Annotated in this window: 17 protein-coding genes; 2 read left to right on the forward strand and 15 right to left on the reverse strand. The window is 76.0% G+C overall.

From position 1 onward, the window contains the following. Positions 1-112 precede the first annotated feature (112 nt). Entirely contained in the window at positions 113-469 is a 357-nt protein-coding gene (locus tag VKV23_08540) for a hypothetical protein (protein ID HLI16080.1), read from the forward strand. A gap of 205 nt (positions 470-674) precedes the next feature. On the opposite strand, the gene pheT is transcribed toward VKV23_08540, so the two are convergent. The 6 genes from pheT to infC all read right to left on the reverse strand — a co-directional run bounded on the left by pheT (position 675) and on the right by infC (position 6,371). Next, positions 675-3,164 carry a phenylalanine--tRNA ligase subunit beta gene (gene pheT / locus VKV23_08545; protein ID HLI16081.1) on the reverse strand — a complete coding sequence of 830 codons (2,490 nt, stop codon included), beginning with the start codon at positions 3,162-3,164 and terminating at the stop codon, positions 675-677. Between the two features lie 22 nt (positions 3,165-3,186). After that, positions 3,187-4,257, reverse strand: a complete 1,071-nt coding sequence (pheS, locus tag VKV23_08550; GenBank protein HLI16082.1) for a phenylalanine--tRNA ligase subunit alpha — start codon at positions 4,255-4,257, stop codon at positions 3,187-3,189. Between the two features lie 5 nt (positions 4,258-4,262). Beyond that, positions 4,263-5,051 carry an RNA methyltransferase gene (locus VKV23_08555; GenBank protein ID HLI16083.1) on the reverse strand — a complete coding sequence of 263 codons (789 nt, stop codon included), beginning with the start codon at positions 5,049-5,051 and terminating at the stop codon, positions 4,263-4,265. Between the two features lie 32 nt (positions 5,052-5,083). Then, positions 5,084-5,497: a 50S ribosomal protein L20 gene (gene rplT / locus VKV23_08560; GenBank protein ID HLI16084.1), complete on the reverse strand. Its 414-nt coding sequence runs from the start codon at positions 5,495-5,497 to the stop codon at positions 5,084-5,086. A 66-nt stretch (positions 5,498-5,563) separates the two neighbouring features. Then, positions 5,564-5,758, reverse strand: coding sequence for a 50S ribosomal protein L35 (gene rpmI, locus VKV23_08565; GenBank protein HLI16085.1), 195 nt, complete (start codon positions 5,756-5,758; stop codon positions 5,564-5,566). A gap of 16 nt (positions 5,759-5,774) precedes the next feature. After that, complete coding sequence (gene infC, locus VKV23_08570; protein ID HLI16086.1) at positions 5,775-6,371, reverse strand: translation initiation factor IF-3; 597 nt, start codon at positions 6,369-6,371, stop codon at positions 5,775-5,777. Between the two features lie 213 nt (positions 6,372-6,584). Here infC and VKV23_08575 point away from each other — a divergent pair, with 213 nt between their 5' ends. Then, entirely contained in the window at positions 6,585-7,004 is a 420-nt protein-coding gene (locus VKV23_08575) for a hypothetical protein (protein HLI16087.1), read from the forward strand. 158 nt (positions 7,005-7,162) lie between these two features. Here the strand turns inward: VKV23_08575 and VKV23_08580 are convergent, their stop codons facing one another. The 9 genes from VKV23_08580 to VKV23_08620 form a co-directional block, all read right to left on the reverse strand. Further along, positions 7,163-8,185, reverse strand: a complete 1,023-nt coding sequence (locus VKV23_08580) for a zinc-binding dehydrogenase (protein HLI16088.1) — start codon at positions 8,183-8,185, stop codon at positions 7,163-7,165. A 136-nt stretch (positions 8,186-8,321) separates the two neighbouring features. Beyond that, a complete protein-coding gene (locus tag VKV23_08585) occupies positions 8,322-8,699 on the reverse strand; it encodes a nuclear transport factor 2 family protein (GenBank protein HLI16089.1) in 378 nt (125 codons plus the stop codon). A gap of 9 nt (positions 8,700-8,708) precedes the next feature. Continuing rightward, complete coding sequence (locus VKV23_08590; GenBank protein ID HLI16090.1) at positions 8,709-9,017, reverse strand: hypothetical protein; 309 nt, start codon at positions 9,015-9,017, stop codon at positions 8,709-8,711. Next, a complete protein-coding gene (hisG, locus tag VKV23_08595) occupies positions 9,014-9,889 on the reverse strand; it encodes an ATP phosphoribosyltransferase (protein ID HLI16091.1) in 876 nt (291 codons plus the stop codon). Before hisG ends, VKV23_08590 begins: the two co-directional genes overlap by 4 nt. Positions 9,890-9,926: 37 nt before the next feature. Next, a complete protein-coding gene (gene rpe / locus VKV23_08600; protein HLI16092.1) occupies positions 9,927-11,549 on the reverse strand; it encodes a ribulose-phosphate 3-epimerase in 1,623 nt (540 codons plus the stop codon). Positions 11,550-11,556: 7 nt separating this feature from the next. Then, positions 11,557-12,078 (reverse strand): peptide deformylase, encoded by a 522-nt coding sequence (def, locus tag VKV23_08605; protein ID HLI16093.1) that lies wholly within the window; start codon positions 12,076-12,078, stop codon positions 11,557-11,559. Positions 12,079-12,087: 9 nt separating this feature from the next. Further along, positions 12,088-12,963 (reverse strand): hypothetical protein, encoded by an 876-nt coding sequence (locus VKV23_08610; GenBank protein ID HLI16094.1) that lies wholly within the window; start codon positions 12,961-12,963, stop codon positions 12,088-12,090. Then, a complete protein-coding gene (truB, locus tag VKV23_08615) occupies positions 12,954-13,895 on the reverse strand; it encodes a tRNA pseudouridine(55) synthase TruB (GenBank protein ID HLI16095.1) in 942 nt (313 codons plus the stop codon). The genes VKV23_08610 and truB overlap by 10 nt, the downstream gene beginning before the upstream one ends. After that, the gene (locus VKV23_08620; GenBank protein HLI16096.1) at positions 13,895-14,215 is read right to left on the reverse strand and encodes a ribosome-binding factor A; all 321 of its coding nucleotides are present in this window, start codon (positions 14,213-14,215) and stop codon (positions 13,895-13,897) included. Before VKV23_08620 ends, truB begins: the two co-directional genes overlap by 1 nt. Between the last annotated feature and the right edge of the window lie 70 nt (positions 14,216-14,285).

Raw genomic sequence — 14,285 nt, forward strand, 5'->3', positions numbered from 1 at the left:
CCGGCGCCGCCCGGTGCGCCGAGGACCGTGACAGGTGCGCGCTAGCCTCCGGGCGCATCGGAGGCGGCGAGCGGCCGCCTCCCTCGAGCGCCCATCGAGGGAGGAGCTGCCCGTGCGCCCACCGAACGACCTGCGAGCCGTTGCGATCCTGCTCGACGCCCTGCCCGAGCTGCGGCCCGTCGTCCGCTCCCTCGCCGCCGAGCTCGACGACGACCTCACCGCCGAGAGCGTGCTCGCCGAGCTCGCGCAGCTCGTCGGCCTCCTCCTCGACGCTCGTGACGAGGAGCGGCTCGAGGCCGTCTGCGCCGCGCTCGAGGCCCTCGCGACGACGCCGGACGTCGGGGCCGAGGAGCTCATCGGCTACGGCTTCTTCCTCGCCCTCGACGGAGACGTCATCGAGGGCCTCGACGCCTACCTCGGCCCGGCGAGCGCTCGCATCCTCGCGGCCCTCGAAGCCGGCGAGTGGTGAGCCGAGGACCGCGCTCCCCCGCTCGGTCCGCCGAGCGACGCCTCCGCGACGCTCGGGGGCGCCTCGACGCCGGGAGCGGGCGCAGCGACGCGCCGGCGTCGGGACCGGATCGCTCGCCCCGCCCGCTCGCGCGCCTCGGCGAGCACAGCATCGCCGGCGTCGCCGCGACCGCGCGCGACGGGAGACCGCCCGAGGCGGCGCGGGGTCAGGCTCGCAGCCGCGCGCCGAGCGCCGACCCGGCCGCGCCGACCGCCCGCTCGCGCACCTCGGCGATCTCGGCGTCCGTGAGGGTGCGGTCCGGGGCGCGCAGCCGCAGGCGGAAGGCGAGGCTGCGCGCGCCGGTCGGCAGTCCAGGGCCGCGGTAGACGTCGAGGAGGGTGAGCGACTCGCACCACGCGCCGGCCGCCTGCGCCAGCACGGCCTCGAGCTCGGCCGCTGGCACCGCGTCGTCGAGCGTGAAGGCGAGGTCGACGTCGCTCGCCGGGAAGCGGCTCACCGGCCGGACCACCGGGGACCGGCGCCCGAGGGCGAGGAGGGCGTCCACGTCGAGCGCGAGCCAGCCGACGCGGCGACCGGCGAGGTCGAAGGCCGCGAGGACGTCCGGGCGCACCTCGCCCACCACACCGAACGCCGACCCGGCGCCGTCGCGCAGCGCCGCGGTGCGCGGCAGGTGGCAGCCGAGCGCGAGCGGGAGCGACGCCACGTCCTCGCCCTGGGCGAGGCGGACCGAGGCGGGATCGATCGCCAGCCCCTCCGCGAGGAAGCGCCACAGGCTGACCGCGCCGGTGGCGTCGTCGCCGCGGCGCGCCAGCAGGACGCCGAGGTGCTCACGCTCGTCGGGCCGACCCGACGCATCGGCGCCGGGGCGAAAGACGCGGCCGAGCTCGAACAGGCGCAGCTCGGGGTTGCCGTAGGCGGCGTTGTGGCGCAGCGCGCCGAGGAGGCCGGGCAGCAGGTGGGTGCGCAGCGCCGACTCCTCCCGCACGAGGGGGTTGGCGATCGCGACGGCGCTCACGGGCACGCCGAGGCGGCCGGCCGCTGCCGGATCGACGATCGAGCTCGTCCAGGCCTCGTGGCAGCCCGTCCCCGCCAGCAGGCGCCGCAGCGCCCGCCGGCGAAGCTGGTGCTCCGTGAGGCGCCCGACGTACGGCGAGCGCCGCTGGCGCGGCGCGATGCGCTCGTAGCCGAGGTGCCGGGCGACCTCCTCGACGACGTCGACCTCGCGTGTCGTGTCCGGCCGGAAGGAGGGCACCTCGACGAGGAGGTCCTCGCCGGCCGGGACGCTCGAGAAGCCGATCGGGGCGAGCAGCGCGGCGACCTCGTCGCGCCGCAGGGACGTCCCGAGGAGACTGTTGCACCGCCCGACGCGAAGGAGCACCCGCCGCGGCTCGGCAGGAGGCGCGACGCGCACGTCGAGGCGGCCGCTCGCGACGGCGAAGCCGGCCACCGGTGCGCCCGCCATCGCCTCGGCGACGAGCTCGCAGACCCGGTCGGCGGCGCGCACGAGCCCCTCGGGGTCGATGCCCCGCCAGAAGCGGACGGACGCCTCGCTGCGCAGCCCGTGGCGCTGTGCCGACCGGCCGACGACGATCGGGTCGAAGTCCGCCACCTCGAGCAGGACGCGCCGGGTCCCCTCGCCGATCTCGCTCGAGGCCCCGCCGAGCACCCCCGCGAGCCCGACGGGGTGGCCCTCGGCGTCGGCGATCACGAGGTCGCCCGCCGTGGCGGGGTCGTCCCCCCCGGCGACGAGGGCGCGCTCGACGCCGTCGAGGGTGACGAGGCGCTCGCCGGGTTGGGCGAAGCGAACCTCGATCCCCGCGCCTTCGAGGCGGTCGAGGTCGTAGGGGTGCGTCGGCTGGCCGAGCTCGAGCATGACGTAGTTCGAGGCATCGACGACGGCGTTGATCGGGCGCATCCCGGCGAGCGCCAGGCGCCGCTGCACCTTGGGCGGCGAGGCGAGCGCGACGACCCCCTCGAGCACGCGCACGACGAGGCGCCGGCAGCCGGCGCCGGCGAGGACGCGCGCCGTCGCCAGCGAGGCGACCGGCGGTCCGCTCGCGGCGACCGTGGGCTCGGGCAGGACGAAGGGGAGGCCGAGGCGGGCAGCGAGGTCGCGCGCGACGCCGACGATGCTCAGCGCGTCGGGCCGGTTCGGCTCGACGGCGATGTCGAGCACCACGTCTCGCCCCACACCGAGGTGCTCGGCGAGGCTCGTTCCCGGCTGCAGCCCAGGCGGCAGCGGTGCTCGCTCCGAGCCGGGCGAGGCCACGACGAAGAGCCCCGCCGCATCGTCGCCGAGGCCGAGCTCGCGCGCCGAGCAGAGCATCCCCCGCGATTTCGCCCCCCGCAGGGTCCGCTCCTCGATCCGGAGGCCGTTCGGCAGCACGGTACCGACCGGTGCGAGCGGGACGACGTCGCCCACCGAGAAGTTCCACGCGCCGCAGACGATCTCGAGCGGCTCGGGCTTGCCGGCGTCGACGAGGACGCGCCGGATCCGGTCGGCGCCGGCGATCGGGGCGATCTCGAGCACGCGAGCCAGGACCACCTGCTCGAGGCCTTCGCCCACCTCGGTGACCTCCTCGACCACGAGGCCGAGCGAGTCGAGCGCGCGCACGAGCTCGGCGACCTCCTCGGGCCGGCGCGGGTCGGTCGCGAGGGGCGTGAAGTCCTTGAGCCAGGAGAGCGGGACGCGCACGTGTGTCCTCGGAGCCGCCGACCTAGAACTGAGCGAGGAAGCGCACGTCGTTTTCGATCAGGCTGCGCAGGTCGGCGATCTCGTGGCGCATGGCGGCGAGCCGGTCGATGCCGAAGCCGAACGCGAAGCCGGACCACGCCTCGGGGTCCACGCCGGTCGCCTCGAAGACCGCCGGGTGCACCATGCCGCAGCCGCCGAGCTCGATCCAGCCGGTCTGGCCGCACGTTCGACAGCCCGTGCCGCGACAGATCGCGCAGGACACCTCGAACTCGGCGGAGGGCTCCGTGAACGGGAAGTAGGCCGGGCGCAGCCGCGCCGCCACGTCGGTGCCGAAGATCGCCTTGACGAACGTGTCGATCGTCCCGGCCAGGTCGGCGAAGCTCACCCCCGCGTCGACGACGAGGCCCTCGATCTGGTGGAAGACCGAGAGGTGGCGGGCGTCCGCCGTGTCGCGCCGGTAGACGCGGCCGGGTGCCACCGCGTAGATCGGCAGCCTGCCGCGCTCGAGCAGGCGGATCTGGACCGGCGAGGTCTGGGAGCGCAGGAGGTACGTCTCGCCGTCGCCGACCGCGAGGTAGAAGCTGTCCTGGATCGAGCGGGCAGGGTGGTGGCGCGGCATGTTGAGCGCCGTGAAGTTGTACCAGTCGGTCTCCACCTCGGGGCCCTCGGCGACCTCGTAGCCCATGCCGACGAAGATGTCCTCGAGCTCCTCGCGCACCTGGTGGACGACGTGGAGGTGGCCGGGCCCGGGGGCGGGGAGGACCTCGGTCAGGTCGAGCCGGTCGGCGCGCTCGCGCTCGGCTGCCGCCGCGGCCTCGAGCTCGCGCCGGCGCGTCGCCGCCAGCTCGACGAGCAGGCCGCGCGCTCGGTTCAGCGCGTCCCCGGCGGCAGGCCGCTTCGCCGGCGGGAGGGAGCCGAGGAGGTGCCGCCAGGCGAGGAAGGGCGAGCGCCTGCCGACGAGCTCGGGCTCGAGCCCGTCGAGCTCGGCGAGCGAGCCGGCCGCGCGCAGCCGGGCGGCAGCGCGCTCGACGTGCGCAGCGAGCTCGCCCTCGCTCGGCAGGCCGCGCGCCTCCGGCTCCTCGAGTCGCGTCACGGTGCTCATCGTAGGTGGCCTGCCGCACCGGCCAGCCGCTCGCGCCGTGCCAGCTCGAAGCAGAGCACGGTAGCCGCCATGGCGACGTTGAGGGACTCGGCGCGCCCGCGCATCGGGATGCTCACCGCCGCGTCGAAGCAGTCGCCGAGCTCGTCGGGCAGGCCAGCCGCCTCGCTGCCGAGCACGAGCGCGACGCGCCCGGCGAGCGGCGCCGTCGCGTAGTCCGGTGCCCCCGAGGGCCGGGTCGCGACGCGGCAGAAGCCGGCCGCGGCGAGCTCGCCGAGGGCCGCGCGCGCCTCGCCGGCGAGGACGAGGGGGACGTGGAAGATCGACCCCGCCGACGAGCGCACCGCCTTCGGGTTGTAGGGGTCGGCGCCCTCGCCGCAGCAGACCACGCCGCCGCACCCGGCCGCGTCGGCGCTGCGCACGATGGCGCCGAGGTTGCCCGGGTCCCGCACACCGACGCACACGAGGAGGACGTCGGCCGGCGCGAGGCGCTCGAGCGGCACGTCGAGCGCCGCGACGACCGCGCAGATCGGCTGGGGCGTCACCGCGTCGGCGACGCGCTCGAGGACGCCGCGAGCCAGGCCGAAGCAGCGCACGCCCGAGCGGCGCGCCTCGGCGAGCAGGCGCGCCGCCGAGGGCTGGTCGAGGGCCTCGGGCGCGTAGTAGACGGCCTCGACCGGCGCGCCCGCCTCGAGCGCAGCACCCACGAGGTTGGCGCCCTCGGCGACGAAGGCACGCTCGGCCCGCCGGTAGCTGCGCTGGCGCAGCAGCCGCCGCAGGCGTCGCACGCGCTGGTGGCGCGGACCGAGCAGCTGCTCGGTCAGGACGCGGCTCCCTCGGCGAGCTCGCCCTCCGCCTCCGACGCGTCCTCGACGTCCCCGGCGAGCGCCCCAGCCGCCACCTTGACGAGCTGCGCGAACGCGACCCGGTCGCGCACGGCGAGGTCGGCCAGCACCTTGCGGTCGACGTCCACCTCGGCGCGGTGCAGGCCGGCGATGAAGCGGCTGTAGCTGATCCCCTCGGCGCGCGCCGCGGCGTTGATCCGCTGGATCCACAGCCGGCGGAAGTCGCCCTTGCGCGCCCTGCGGTCGCGGTACGCGTAGGCGAGCGAGTGCATGACCTGCTCGTGCGCCGCCCGGTACGAGCGCGACTTGTTCCCGTAGTAGCCCTGCGCCAGCTCGAGGACGGCGCGGCGGTGCTTCTTGCTCTGGACGGCGCGCTTCACTCTCGCCATCTCGTGCTCCTTTCGGTGAGATCCCTCTCTGCGCTGCCCGGCGCGTCAGCGCCGGGCACGCCGTCCTCAGATGCCGAGCAGGCGGCGGACCTGGCGGCGGTCGGCCGCGGCGAGCTCGACGCTGCGGCCGAGGCGGCGGGCACGCACGGACGACTTCTTCTCCATCAGGTGGCTGCGGTTCGCCTGGCGTCGCAGGATCTTGCCGCTCCCGGTCACCTTGAAGCGGGCCGCAGCGCCCCGGTCGGTCTTCATCTTCGGCATCGTCCCTGCCCCCTCGTCATCGACTCGGCGTGCTCGCGGCGGCGCCGGCGGGCTCGGCCGTGACCGCCGGGCGCGCGCCGTCCGCCTGGTTGGCGCTGCGCGCCGCCTGGGACTGGCGGGCCCGCTTGTCCGGGGCGAGCACCATCACCATGTTCCGGCCGTCGAGGCGCGCCTCGGACTCGACGCGACCGATCCCCTGGACGTACTCGGCGATGCGGTCGAGGATCCGCTTGCCGAGCTCGGGGTGGTACACCTCGCGCCCACGGAACATGATCGTGACCTTCACCTTGTGGCCCTCGGCGAGGAAGCGGCTCACCTGGCGTGTCTTCGTCTCGAAGTCGCCCGGGCCGATCTTCGGCCGGTACTTCATCTCCTTGATGCCGACGCTGCTCGCCTTGCGGCGGGACTCCTTCGCACGCTGCGCCTCGTCGAACTTGAACTTGCCGTAGTCCATGATCCGGCACACCGGCGGGGTCGCCATCGGCGCCACCTCGACGAGGTCGAGGTCCATCTGGCGGGCGATGGCGATCGCCTCAGGAAGCAGCTTGATCCCGAGCTGCTGGCCGTCGGGGTCGACGAGGCGAACCTCACGGGCCCGGATGCGTTCGTTCATCCGCGGCTCGTTGGTGACAGGGGCAGTGGAGATCGGGCATCACTCCTCTCGGTGGGAACCGCGGCGACGGCGACGCCGGCACCGCGGGGGAGGCGTTGCCCGCCGGCTCGACCACCGAGGACCTGGAGCACGCGCCGCCGCGGTGGCCAGGTGGGAGTCGCCAACACGTGTGCGGCCCCGCTTCCCGCTCGCTTTTGTGCCTAGGGTAGCAGCATGAGCAGCCTGTGGACACCCGGTGGGGAGCACCGTATCCCCTCCCAGCAGGCCGTCCCGCCCGAGCACGCCTCCTCGCCGGCGGGCGACCGCGGCGAGCAGGTCCCCGGGGCCGAGGCGCGCGCCGAGCTCGCCGAGCTCGAGCGCCAGCTCCTCGCCGCCGCACCCGAGGACGTCATCGCCAACCACTGCTACGGGATCTTCCAGCTCGCCGCCCTCTACCTCGCGCAGCGCCCGCCTCGCCTCGACTCGGCCCGGCTCGCCATCGACGCCCTCGGCTGCCTCGTCAACGGCCTCGGCGAGCGCCTCGGCGCCGCGGCCCCGACGCTCGCCGAGAGCGTCACGCAGATCCAGCTCGCCTTCGTCGAGCTGGCGCGCGCGCACGAGCGCGCCGACGGCGGGCAAGGCGGCGGGCAGTAGGCGGCCGCCGCAGCCCGCCTGGTCGCGGGCGGCCGGGCCGTCCTCGCCGCCCGACGCGGGCTCCGTCGGCCGCGCAGGCGCCGGTGCGCGCCCCGGCCCTCGCGCCGCGACGCGGCGGCGGCGCTCGGTTCCACGCCACGCGTCCGGCGCCGGCGCGATCAGGGCCGGAGCAGCACCTTGATCGCGCGCCGCTCGTCCATCGCGCGGTAGCCGTCGGCCGCCCGCTCGAGCGGGAGCTCCAGGTCGAAGACCTTGCCGGGCTCGAGCGAGCGGTCGTAGATGCGCTGGATGAGCTCGGGCAGCAAGCGCCGGACAGGCGCCGGGCCTCCGTGGAGGTGGACGGCCGAGGAGAACAGCTGTGCCCCGCTCAGCGAGACGCCGTGCGGGACGCCGACGAAGCCGACGTGCCCGCCGGCGCGAACCGCCCCGATCGCCTGGCGCATGGCCTCCTGGGTGCCCACGGCCTCGATGACGCTGTGGGCCCCGTAGCCGCCGGTGAGGTCCCGCACCCTGGCGACACCCTCGTCGCCCCGCGCCTCGACGACGTCGGTCGCGCCGAACTCGAGCGCGAGTCGCTGGCGCCGCTCGTGCCGGCTCATGGCGATGATCCGCTCCGCCCCCAGGCAGCGCGCGGCGAGGACGGCGAGCAGCCCGACGGCGCCGTCCCCGACGACGGCGACGACCTTGCCCGGCGCGACCTCGGCGGCCAGCGCGCCGAACCACGCCGTGCCGAGCACGTCGGAGGCCGCGAGCAGCGACGGGACGAGCTCGGCGTCGGGCGGTCCCGGGGTGGCCACGAGCGTCCCGTCGGCCATCGGCACCCGCGCCAGGGTGGCCTGCGTGCCCTCGGCCGCCATCAGGTAGGAGCGCCGGCAGCGCGACTGGTAGCCGGCCCGGCAGATCTCGCAGGTGTTGTCCGAGGCGAAGAACGACCCGACGACGAAGTCGCCGACACGCACGGTCTCGACGTCCCGGCCCACCTCCTCCACGACGCCGGCGTACTCGTGCCCCATCGGCATCGGGTCCACCACCTCGTCGGCGCCCCGCCACGGCCACAGGTCCGAGCCGCAGATGCAGGTGGCCGGCAGGCTGATGATCGCGTCGGTCGGCTCGAGGATCCTCGGATCGGGCCGCTCGACGACCTCCACCTCGCCCGGCGCATGCATCACGACGCCACGCACCTCGCTCCTCCTCCCTTCGGCCCACCCTCGTGCCCCGCCCCCTCGGGCTGGCGCGTCGCGCTCTGCGCCGGCGACGGCGCCCGCGGGCGCAGCGGGGCGACCGGCTCGCGCCGAGCGAGCACCTCGCCCTCGCCGGTCACCGGGCCGCGAGGGCCGCCTGCGCGGCCGCTCGCTCGGCGAAGGGCTCGATCTCGCTGATCCGCCCCTCGCGCACCCGGCAGAGGTGGAAGACGTCCCGGTCCGGACGGCCCGCCCCCGGCGGCCAGCGCACGCGCAGCTCGAGGAGGATCCCGCCCGGCCCGGTCCGAACCCCGACCACCTCGCCCGACGCACCGCTGTCGATCGCGCGCCGGAACGTGGCGACGACCTCCTCCCGGCTGCGGCACGGATGCGCCGCCTCGTCGTCGCCCCAGCGCGCGTCGTCGGCGAGGAGCGCACCGAAGCGCCCGAGGTCGTGGGACACGAGGGCGTCGCGCAGGCGCGCGGCCAGGACCTCGAGGGTGTCGCTCGCCACGCCCTCACGCTAGCGGACACCGCCCGCCCCGGACTCGGCCGCCGGGAGCGGGCCTGCCGAGGCGGGGGGCGGCCCGACCGGCACGAGGGCGCGCGCCTCGATCCGCCCGCGCGCTCGCGCGCCGAGCTGGAAGACGACCCGCGTCCTCGCCGCGACCTGGCGAGAGCCGTCGGCGATCTCCGTGCAGTGGAAGGGGAAGGAGGCGCCCGAGGCCTCCTCCCGCACCACGCCGAGCCCGCGCTCGGGGTCGAAGCACTCGACGGTGCCGACGCGGCCGAGGCCGAGGGCGCCAGGTGGCGGTCCGGCGGGGAGCGTCAATGGACGATCTTGAGCAGCGGCAGCTCGAGGATGTCGGTCGCCCCGCGGTCCTTGAGCGCCGGGATGAGGGTGTTGATGGAGGACTTCGCGACGACGGCCTCGAGGGCGTAGCCGCGCGACCCGAACAGCTCGGAGACCGTGGGAGCCTTCATCGCCGGGAGCACGGCGATGACCGACTCGAGCTGCTCGGCGGCGACGTTCAGCTTGACGAGCACCTTCGCGCGCGCCTCGAGGGCCCCGCTGAGCAGGGTGTGCAGCTGGCCCATGGCGTGCATCTTCGCCGGGTCGGCGGCGGACGCGGGGTTGGCGATGAGCTCCGTGTAGGACTCGAGGATGGTCGCCACCACCCGTAGCCCCGCGGCGCGCAGCGCCCGGCCCGTCTCCGTGATCTCGACGACGGCGTCGGCGATCTCGGGGACCTTGGCCTCCGTGGCACCGTAGGAGAGGGCGATGTCCGCCTTCACCCCGTGCTCGGCGAGGTAGCGGGCGGTGAGCCGAGGGTACTCGGTGGCCACCCGCGCCCCCTCGGGCAGGTCGCCGACGGCGTGCACCGGCGACGTCTCGCCGACGGCGAGCACGACGCGGATCGGGCGGCTCGTGTTCTTCGAGTACGCCAGCCGGCCGAGCGAGACGACCTCTGCCCCGGTCTCCTCGATCCAGTCGCGCCCGGTGATGCCGAGGTCGAAGAGCCCCTCCGCCACGTACAGCGGGATCTCCTGGGGCCGCAGGATGCGCACCTCCTCGACGCGCGGGTCGTCGATCGAGCCCCGGTAGTCGACCTCCGACCCTCGCTGGACGGCGAGGTCGGCCGCGGCGAACAGGTCGAGGGTGGCCCGCTCGAGCGAGCCCTTGGGGAGGACGAGGCGGAGCACCGCTCTAGCGTGCCCGGAACTGCTCCCCCGCCGCCAGCTAGCGGGCGGCGGGCGGCCGGCCCGCGACGGGCCCGAGCGCCCCCGCCGCCGCCGCGCCGATCGCCGCCACCGCCTCGGCGGGCCGTCCGTCGCGGAAGACGGCGCTCCCCGCGACGAGGACGCGGGCGCCGGCCCTCGCGGCGAGCGCGGCGGTGCGCTCGTCGATCCCGCCGTCGACCTCCAGGACGACGGGCAGGCCGCGCCGGTCGATCGCGGCGCGTGCCTCGGCCACCTTGGCGAGCACCTCGGCCATGAAGGGCTGGCCGCCGAAGCCGGGGAAGACCGTCATGACGAGGAGCAGGTCGATGCGCTCGAGGTACGGCTCGACCGCGGCGAAGGGCGTGTCCGGATTGCACGCCAGCCCGACGCGAAGCCCGAGCCGGCGGGCGCTCGCCGCGAGCTCGGCCGTGTCGCCCACCTCGACGTGCACGGTGACGAGATCGGCGCCCGCGTCGCGGAACGCCTCGAGGTACTCGCCCGGGTTCGTCATCATGAGGTGGCAGTCGAAGAAGGCGCCGCTGTGCCGGCGCAGCGACGCCACGACGGGCGGGCCAATCGTGAGATTCGGCACGAAGTGGCCGTCCATCACGTCGAGGTGGAGCCAGTCCGTCGCCGGCGCGACGGCGCGCATCGCCTCGGCGAGCCGCCCGAAGTCGGCAGACAGCAACGACGGGGCGACGCGGATCTCCCCGGACTCGAGCACGGCGCGCACGCTAGCGGGGACGGCCGCCGCAGCGTCCCCTCCCCTACCGAGGCGTGTCCTCGGGCCGAGGCGCGCGCCGCGCGCGAAGTCCTCGAACGGCTGCGGCCGCCGGCCCTCGAGCTGGACCTCGAGGAGCTCGAGCAGCCCCTCGCCGGTCACGACCGCGCTCCCGAGCAGGGTCCCGGGCTCGCCCCCGGGCGACGGCGCGGCCTGCGCACGCGCCCGCCGGACGAGGAGCCGCCGACCGTCGAGCGTCGTCCAGGCGCGCCCGACGCGCACGAGCCGGGCGCACTCGAGCGCGGGTCGCGTGAAGTCGAGCTCGAGCTCCTCGGGCCGCAGCTTGCGGGCGTAGGTCGGCTCGCCCTGCTGGGGGTGCGGGGTGCCGAGGCGCGCGATCCCCGGGGCGAGCAGCTCGACGAGGAGGGACGCGCCGAGCTCGGCGAGGCGGCCGGTGAGCTCCTCGGCCGTCTCCTCGGGGCCGATCGCGACGGCGCGCTGGGCGTAGAGGGGGCCAGCGTCGAGCTCTGGCGTGACGCGCATGATCGAGACGCCGGTCTCCACGTCGCCGGCGAGGATCGCCCGCTCCACGGGCGCCGCGCCCCGCCAGCGCGGCAGGAGGGAGAAGTGGACGTTCAGCATCGGGAGCGCCTCGAGCACCTCGGCGCGGATGAGCTGGCCGAAGGCGACGACGACGCCGAGCTCGGCGCCGGCGCCGGCCACGTCGGCGACCTCCTCGCTCACCGGGATGCCGAGCTCGAGGGCGGCGGCCTTCACCGGGCTCGGCGCCGGCGCGCCGCGGCGGCTGCGACGCCGATCCGGCCCGGTCACGGCGAGGACCACGTCGTGGCCGGCCGCGGCGAGCGCCCGCAGCACCGTCGCGGCGGCGAGCGGTGCGCCGAGGAAGGCGAGGCGAGCCAGGTGGCTCCTAGGACCCGGCGCTCGCGGCCAGCGCGCCGCTGGCGGCGAGGGCTCGCTGGCGCAGGATCGCCCGAGCCTGCCGGCGCTGGTCCGGGTCGAGCCGCTCGACGACGAGCACCCCGTCGAGGTGGTCCACCTCGTGCTGGAAGCAGCGGGCCAGCAGCTCGTCGGCCTCGATGTCGAGTGGCTCGCCGTCGAGGCCGACGCCACGCAGGTGCACCTCCTTCGGGCGCACGACCGGCCAGGACAGGCCGGGGATCGACAGGCAGCCCTCCTCGTAGGTCCACTCGCCGCGGGCCTCGACGATCTCGGGGTTGATGACCGCGGCGGGCCCGCTGCCCACGTCGTAGACGAACAGGCGGCGCTGCACGCCGACCTGGGGCGCGGCGAGGCCCACGCCCGGCGCCGCGTGCATCGTCTCGATCATGTCCTCGACGAGACGCACGAGCGAGCCGTCGATCGCAGCGACCTCCACCGCTCGCTCGCGCAGCACCGGGTCGCCGTACTGGCGGATTGGGTAGGTGGCCACGCCCAGAGCTTACCGAGGCTGCTCGGCGCTGCCGGACAGCTGCCGGCCCGGCACGGCACCCTCGACGACCGACGCGAAGCGCAGGGCGACCTCGCCGGCGCCGACGAGGTCGCCGGGCGCCGAGCCGTCCCCGTCGGGCACGACCTCGATGCGCGCCGGCGCGTGACGCGCCTCGGGTGCCTCGACGCGGGCGAGCACGGGCACGCCGGCGTCACCAGGCGGGCCGAGCGTCCCGGCGTAGAGCCCGCTCGGCGGGGTGAGCAGCTCGGGGTCGAGCGCCAGGCGCACGCTGCGCCCGTCTCGCTCGAGGCGGCCGCGCACCTCGTGCGGCCGGGCGAGCAGCCGCGCCGCGGCGTCGAGGTCCGCTGCGGCGACGAGGTGCCGGATGCGCGTCGACGAGACGACCTCGTGACGCTCGTCGTCGACCACGAGCGGCATGGCGCGGGCACGGAAGCCGAGCTCGACGCCCATCTCCTCGAGGAGCGCGACGTCGCCCTGCTGGCGGTGCCCGAAGCGGAAGTTCTCCCCGACCAGCACCTCGGCCGCGCCGAGCTGACCGACGAGGACGGTGCGGACGAAGTCCTCGGCCGGCTCGGCCGCCCGCCTCGCGTCGAACGTCAAGATCACGACCTCGTCGACGCCGGTGGCGACGAGCAGCTCGAGCTTGTGCGCCGCCCCGGTGAGCAGGCGGGGCGCGCGCTCGGGCCGGACCACCGAGGCGGCGTGGCGGTCGAAGGTGAGCACGACCGACTCGAGGCCGCGCGACGCCGCCTCGCGGCGCAGCTCCTCGACGACCCGACGGTGCCCGATGTGCACGCCGTCGAAGTTCCCGATGCTCACGACCGTCGAACGCGGCTGGCGGCGGATCCCGTCGGTCACGTCCATGGCCGCCCGAGACTACCCGCGCCGGCCGCAGGACCGGCCGGCCCCGCCAGGACGACGGCCGGCTTGGCGCGGTCGCGCCCGAGGCGCTCGTAGACGGCGAGGAGCCCCCCCTCGGGGCCGTAGAGCGCCCAGGGGCCGTCCCCCACGGCCTTGAGGGCGCGCCGCTCGAGGACGCGCCCGTGGCGGAGCGCGCCGGCCACGTCGTCGTCGACGGCGAGGGCCGGGAGGTGGGCGACGAGGGCGGACGGCGGCTCCAGGTGGGCGGCCGAGAGGTCCTCGAGGGCGACGGCGCCCTCGAGGGTGAAGCGGCCGACGGCGACGCGCCGCAGGCAGCGGAGGTGGGCCCCACCCCCGAGCGACGCGCCGAGGTCCGCGACGAGGGAGCGCACGTAGGTACCCGACGAGCAGGTGACCTCGAAGGCGTAGACGCCCGGCTCGTCTGCCGCTGCCACGGCGAAGCGGGCGACGTGCACGCGGCGGGGCTGGCGCTCCACCTCGATGCCGGCACGGGCGAGGGAGTAGAGGCGCCGCCCGCCCACCTTGAGCGCCGACACCATCGGGGGCACCTGGAGGAGCTGGCCCGTGAGGCGCGCCGCCGCCTCGGCGACCTCGGCCGGCGTGACGCCGGCCATGTCGTAGGTGGCGACGACCTCGCCGGTCGCGTCGAGCGTCGAGGTCGCGACGCCGAGGACGAGCTCGCCGGTGTAGGACTTCTCGAGCGCACTGGCGAAGCGCAAGAGGCGCGTCGCGCGCCCCACGCCGACGACGAGCACCCCCGTCGCGCCCGGGTCGAGGGTGCCGGCGTGCCCGGCGCGCCGGCACCCGAGCCGGCTGCGCGCACGCGCCACGACGTCGTGCGACGTCCACCCCCCGGGCTTGTCGACGACGACGACGCCGTCGGGGTCGGCCGCGCCGGCGCGCCGGTGCGCCACTACCCGCCCGCCTCGCGCCGGTGCACGCGGCGCAGCGCGGCGTCGACGCGCTCGCCGGCGACGATCGCCGGGTCGACCCTGAACTCGAGCACGGGCACGCGCCGCAGGCGCAGCTGCCGGCCGATCGCCTGCTGGAGGGCGCGCCGGCACAGCGCGAGGGCCTCGGCCGACGCCGGCGGGATGGAGGCAAGGTAGACGGCGGCGTGACGCAGGTCCGGCTCGCAGGCCACGCCGGTCACGGTGAGCAGCCGGAGCCGCTCGTCGCTGTCGGCCCGCCGCTCGAGCTCCTCGGCCACGACCTCGTGCAAGAGCGCGTTCACGCGGGCAACCCGTGCGTAGGGACGCTGCGAGCCGCGTGCTGGGACATCCATCGCCGTCCGCTCTCTCTCG

It is taken from the genome of Acidimicrobiales bacterium, assembly GCA_035294085.1.
Classification (GTDB): domain Bacteria; phylum Actinomycetota; class Acidimicrobiia; order Acidimicrobiales; family Bog-793; genus DATGLP01.

What these genes read in the sequence shown, in the direction of transcription:
- infC (HLI16086.1), bottom strand. Translation starts at nt 6,371, where the DNA reads ATGAACGAACGCATCCGGGCCCGTGAGGTTCGCCTCGTCGACCCCGAC.
- VKV23_08575 (HLI16087.1), top strand. Translation starts at nt 6,585, where the DNA reads ATGAGCAGCCTGTGGACACCCGGTGGGGAGCACCGTATCCCCTCCCAG.
- VKV23_08610 (HLI16094.1), bottom strand. Translation starts at nt 12,963, where the DNA reads ATGGACGTGACCGACGGGATCCGCCGCCAGCCGCGTTCGACGGTCGTG.
- rpmI (HLI16085.1), bottom strand. Translation starts at nt 5,758, where the DNA reads ATGCCGAAGATGAAGACCGACCGGGGCGCTGCGGCCCGCTTCAAGGTG.
- rplT (HLI16084.1), bottom strand. Translation starts at nt 5,497, where the DNA reads ATGGCGAGAGTGAAGCGCGCCGTCCAGAGCAAGAAGCACCGCCGCGCC.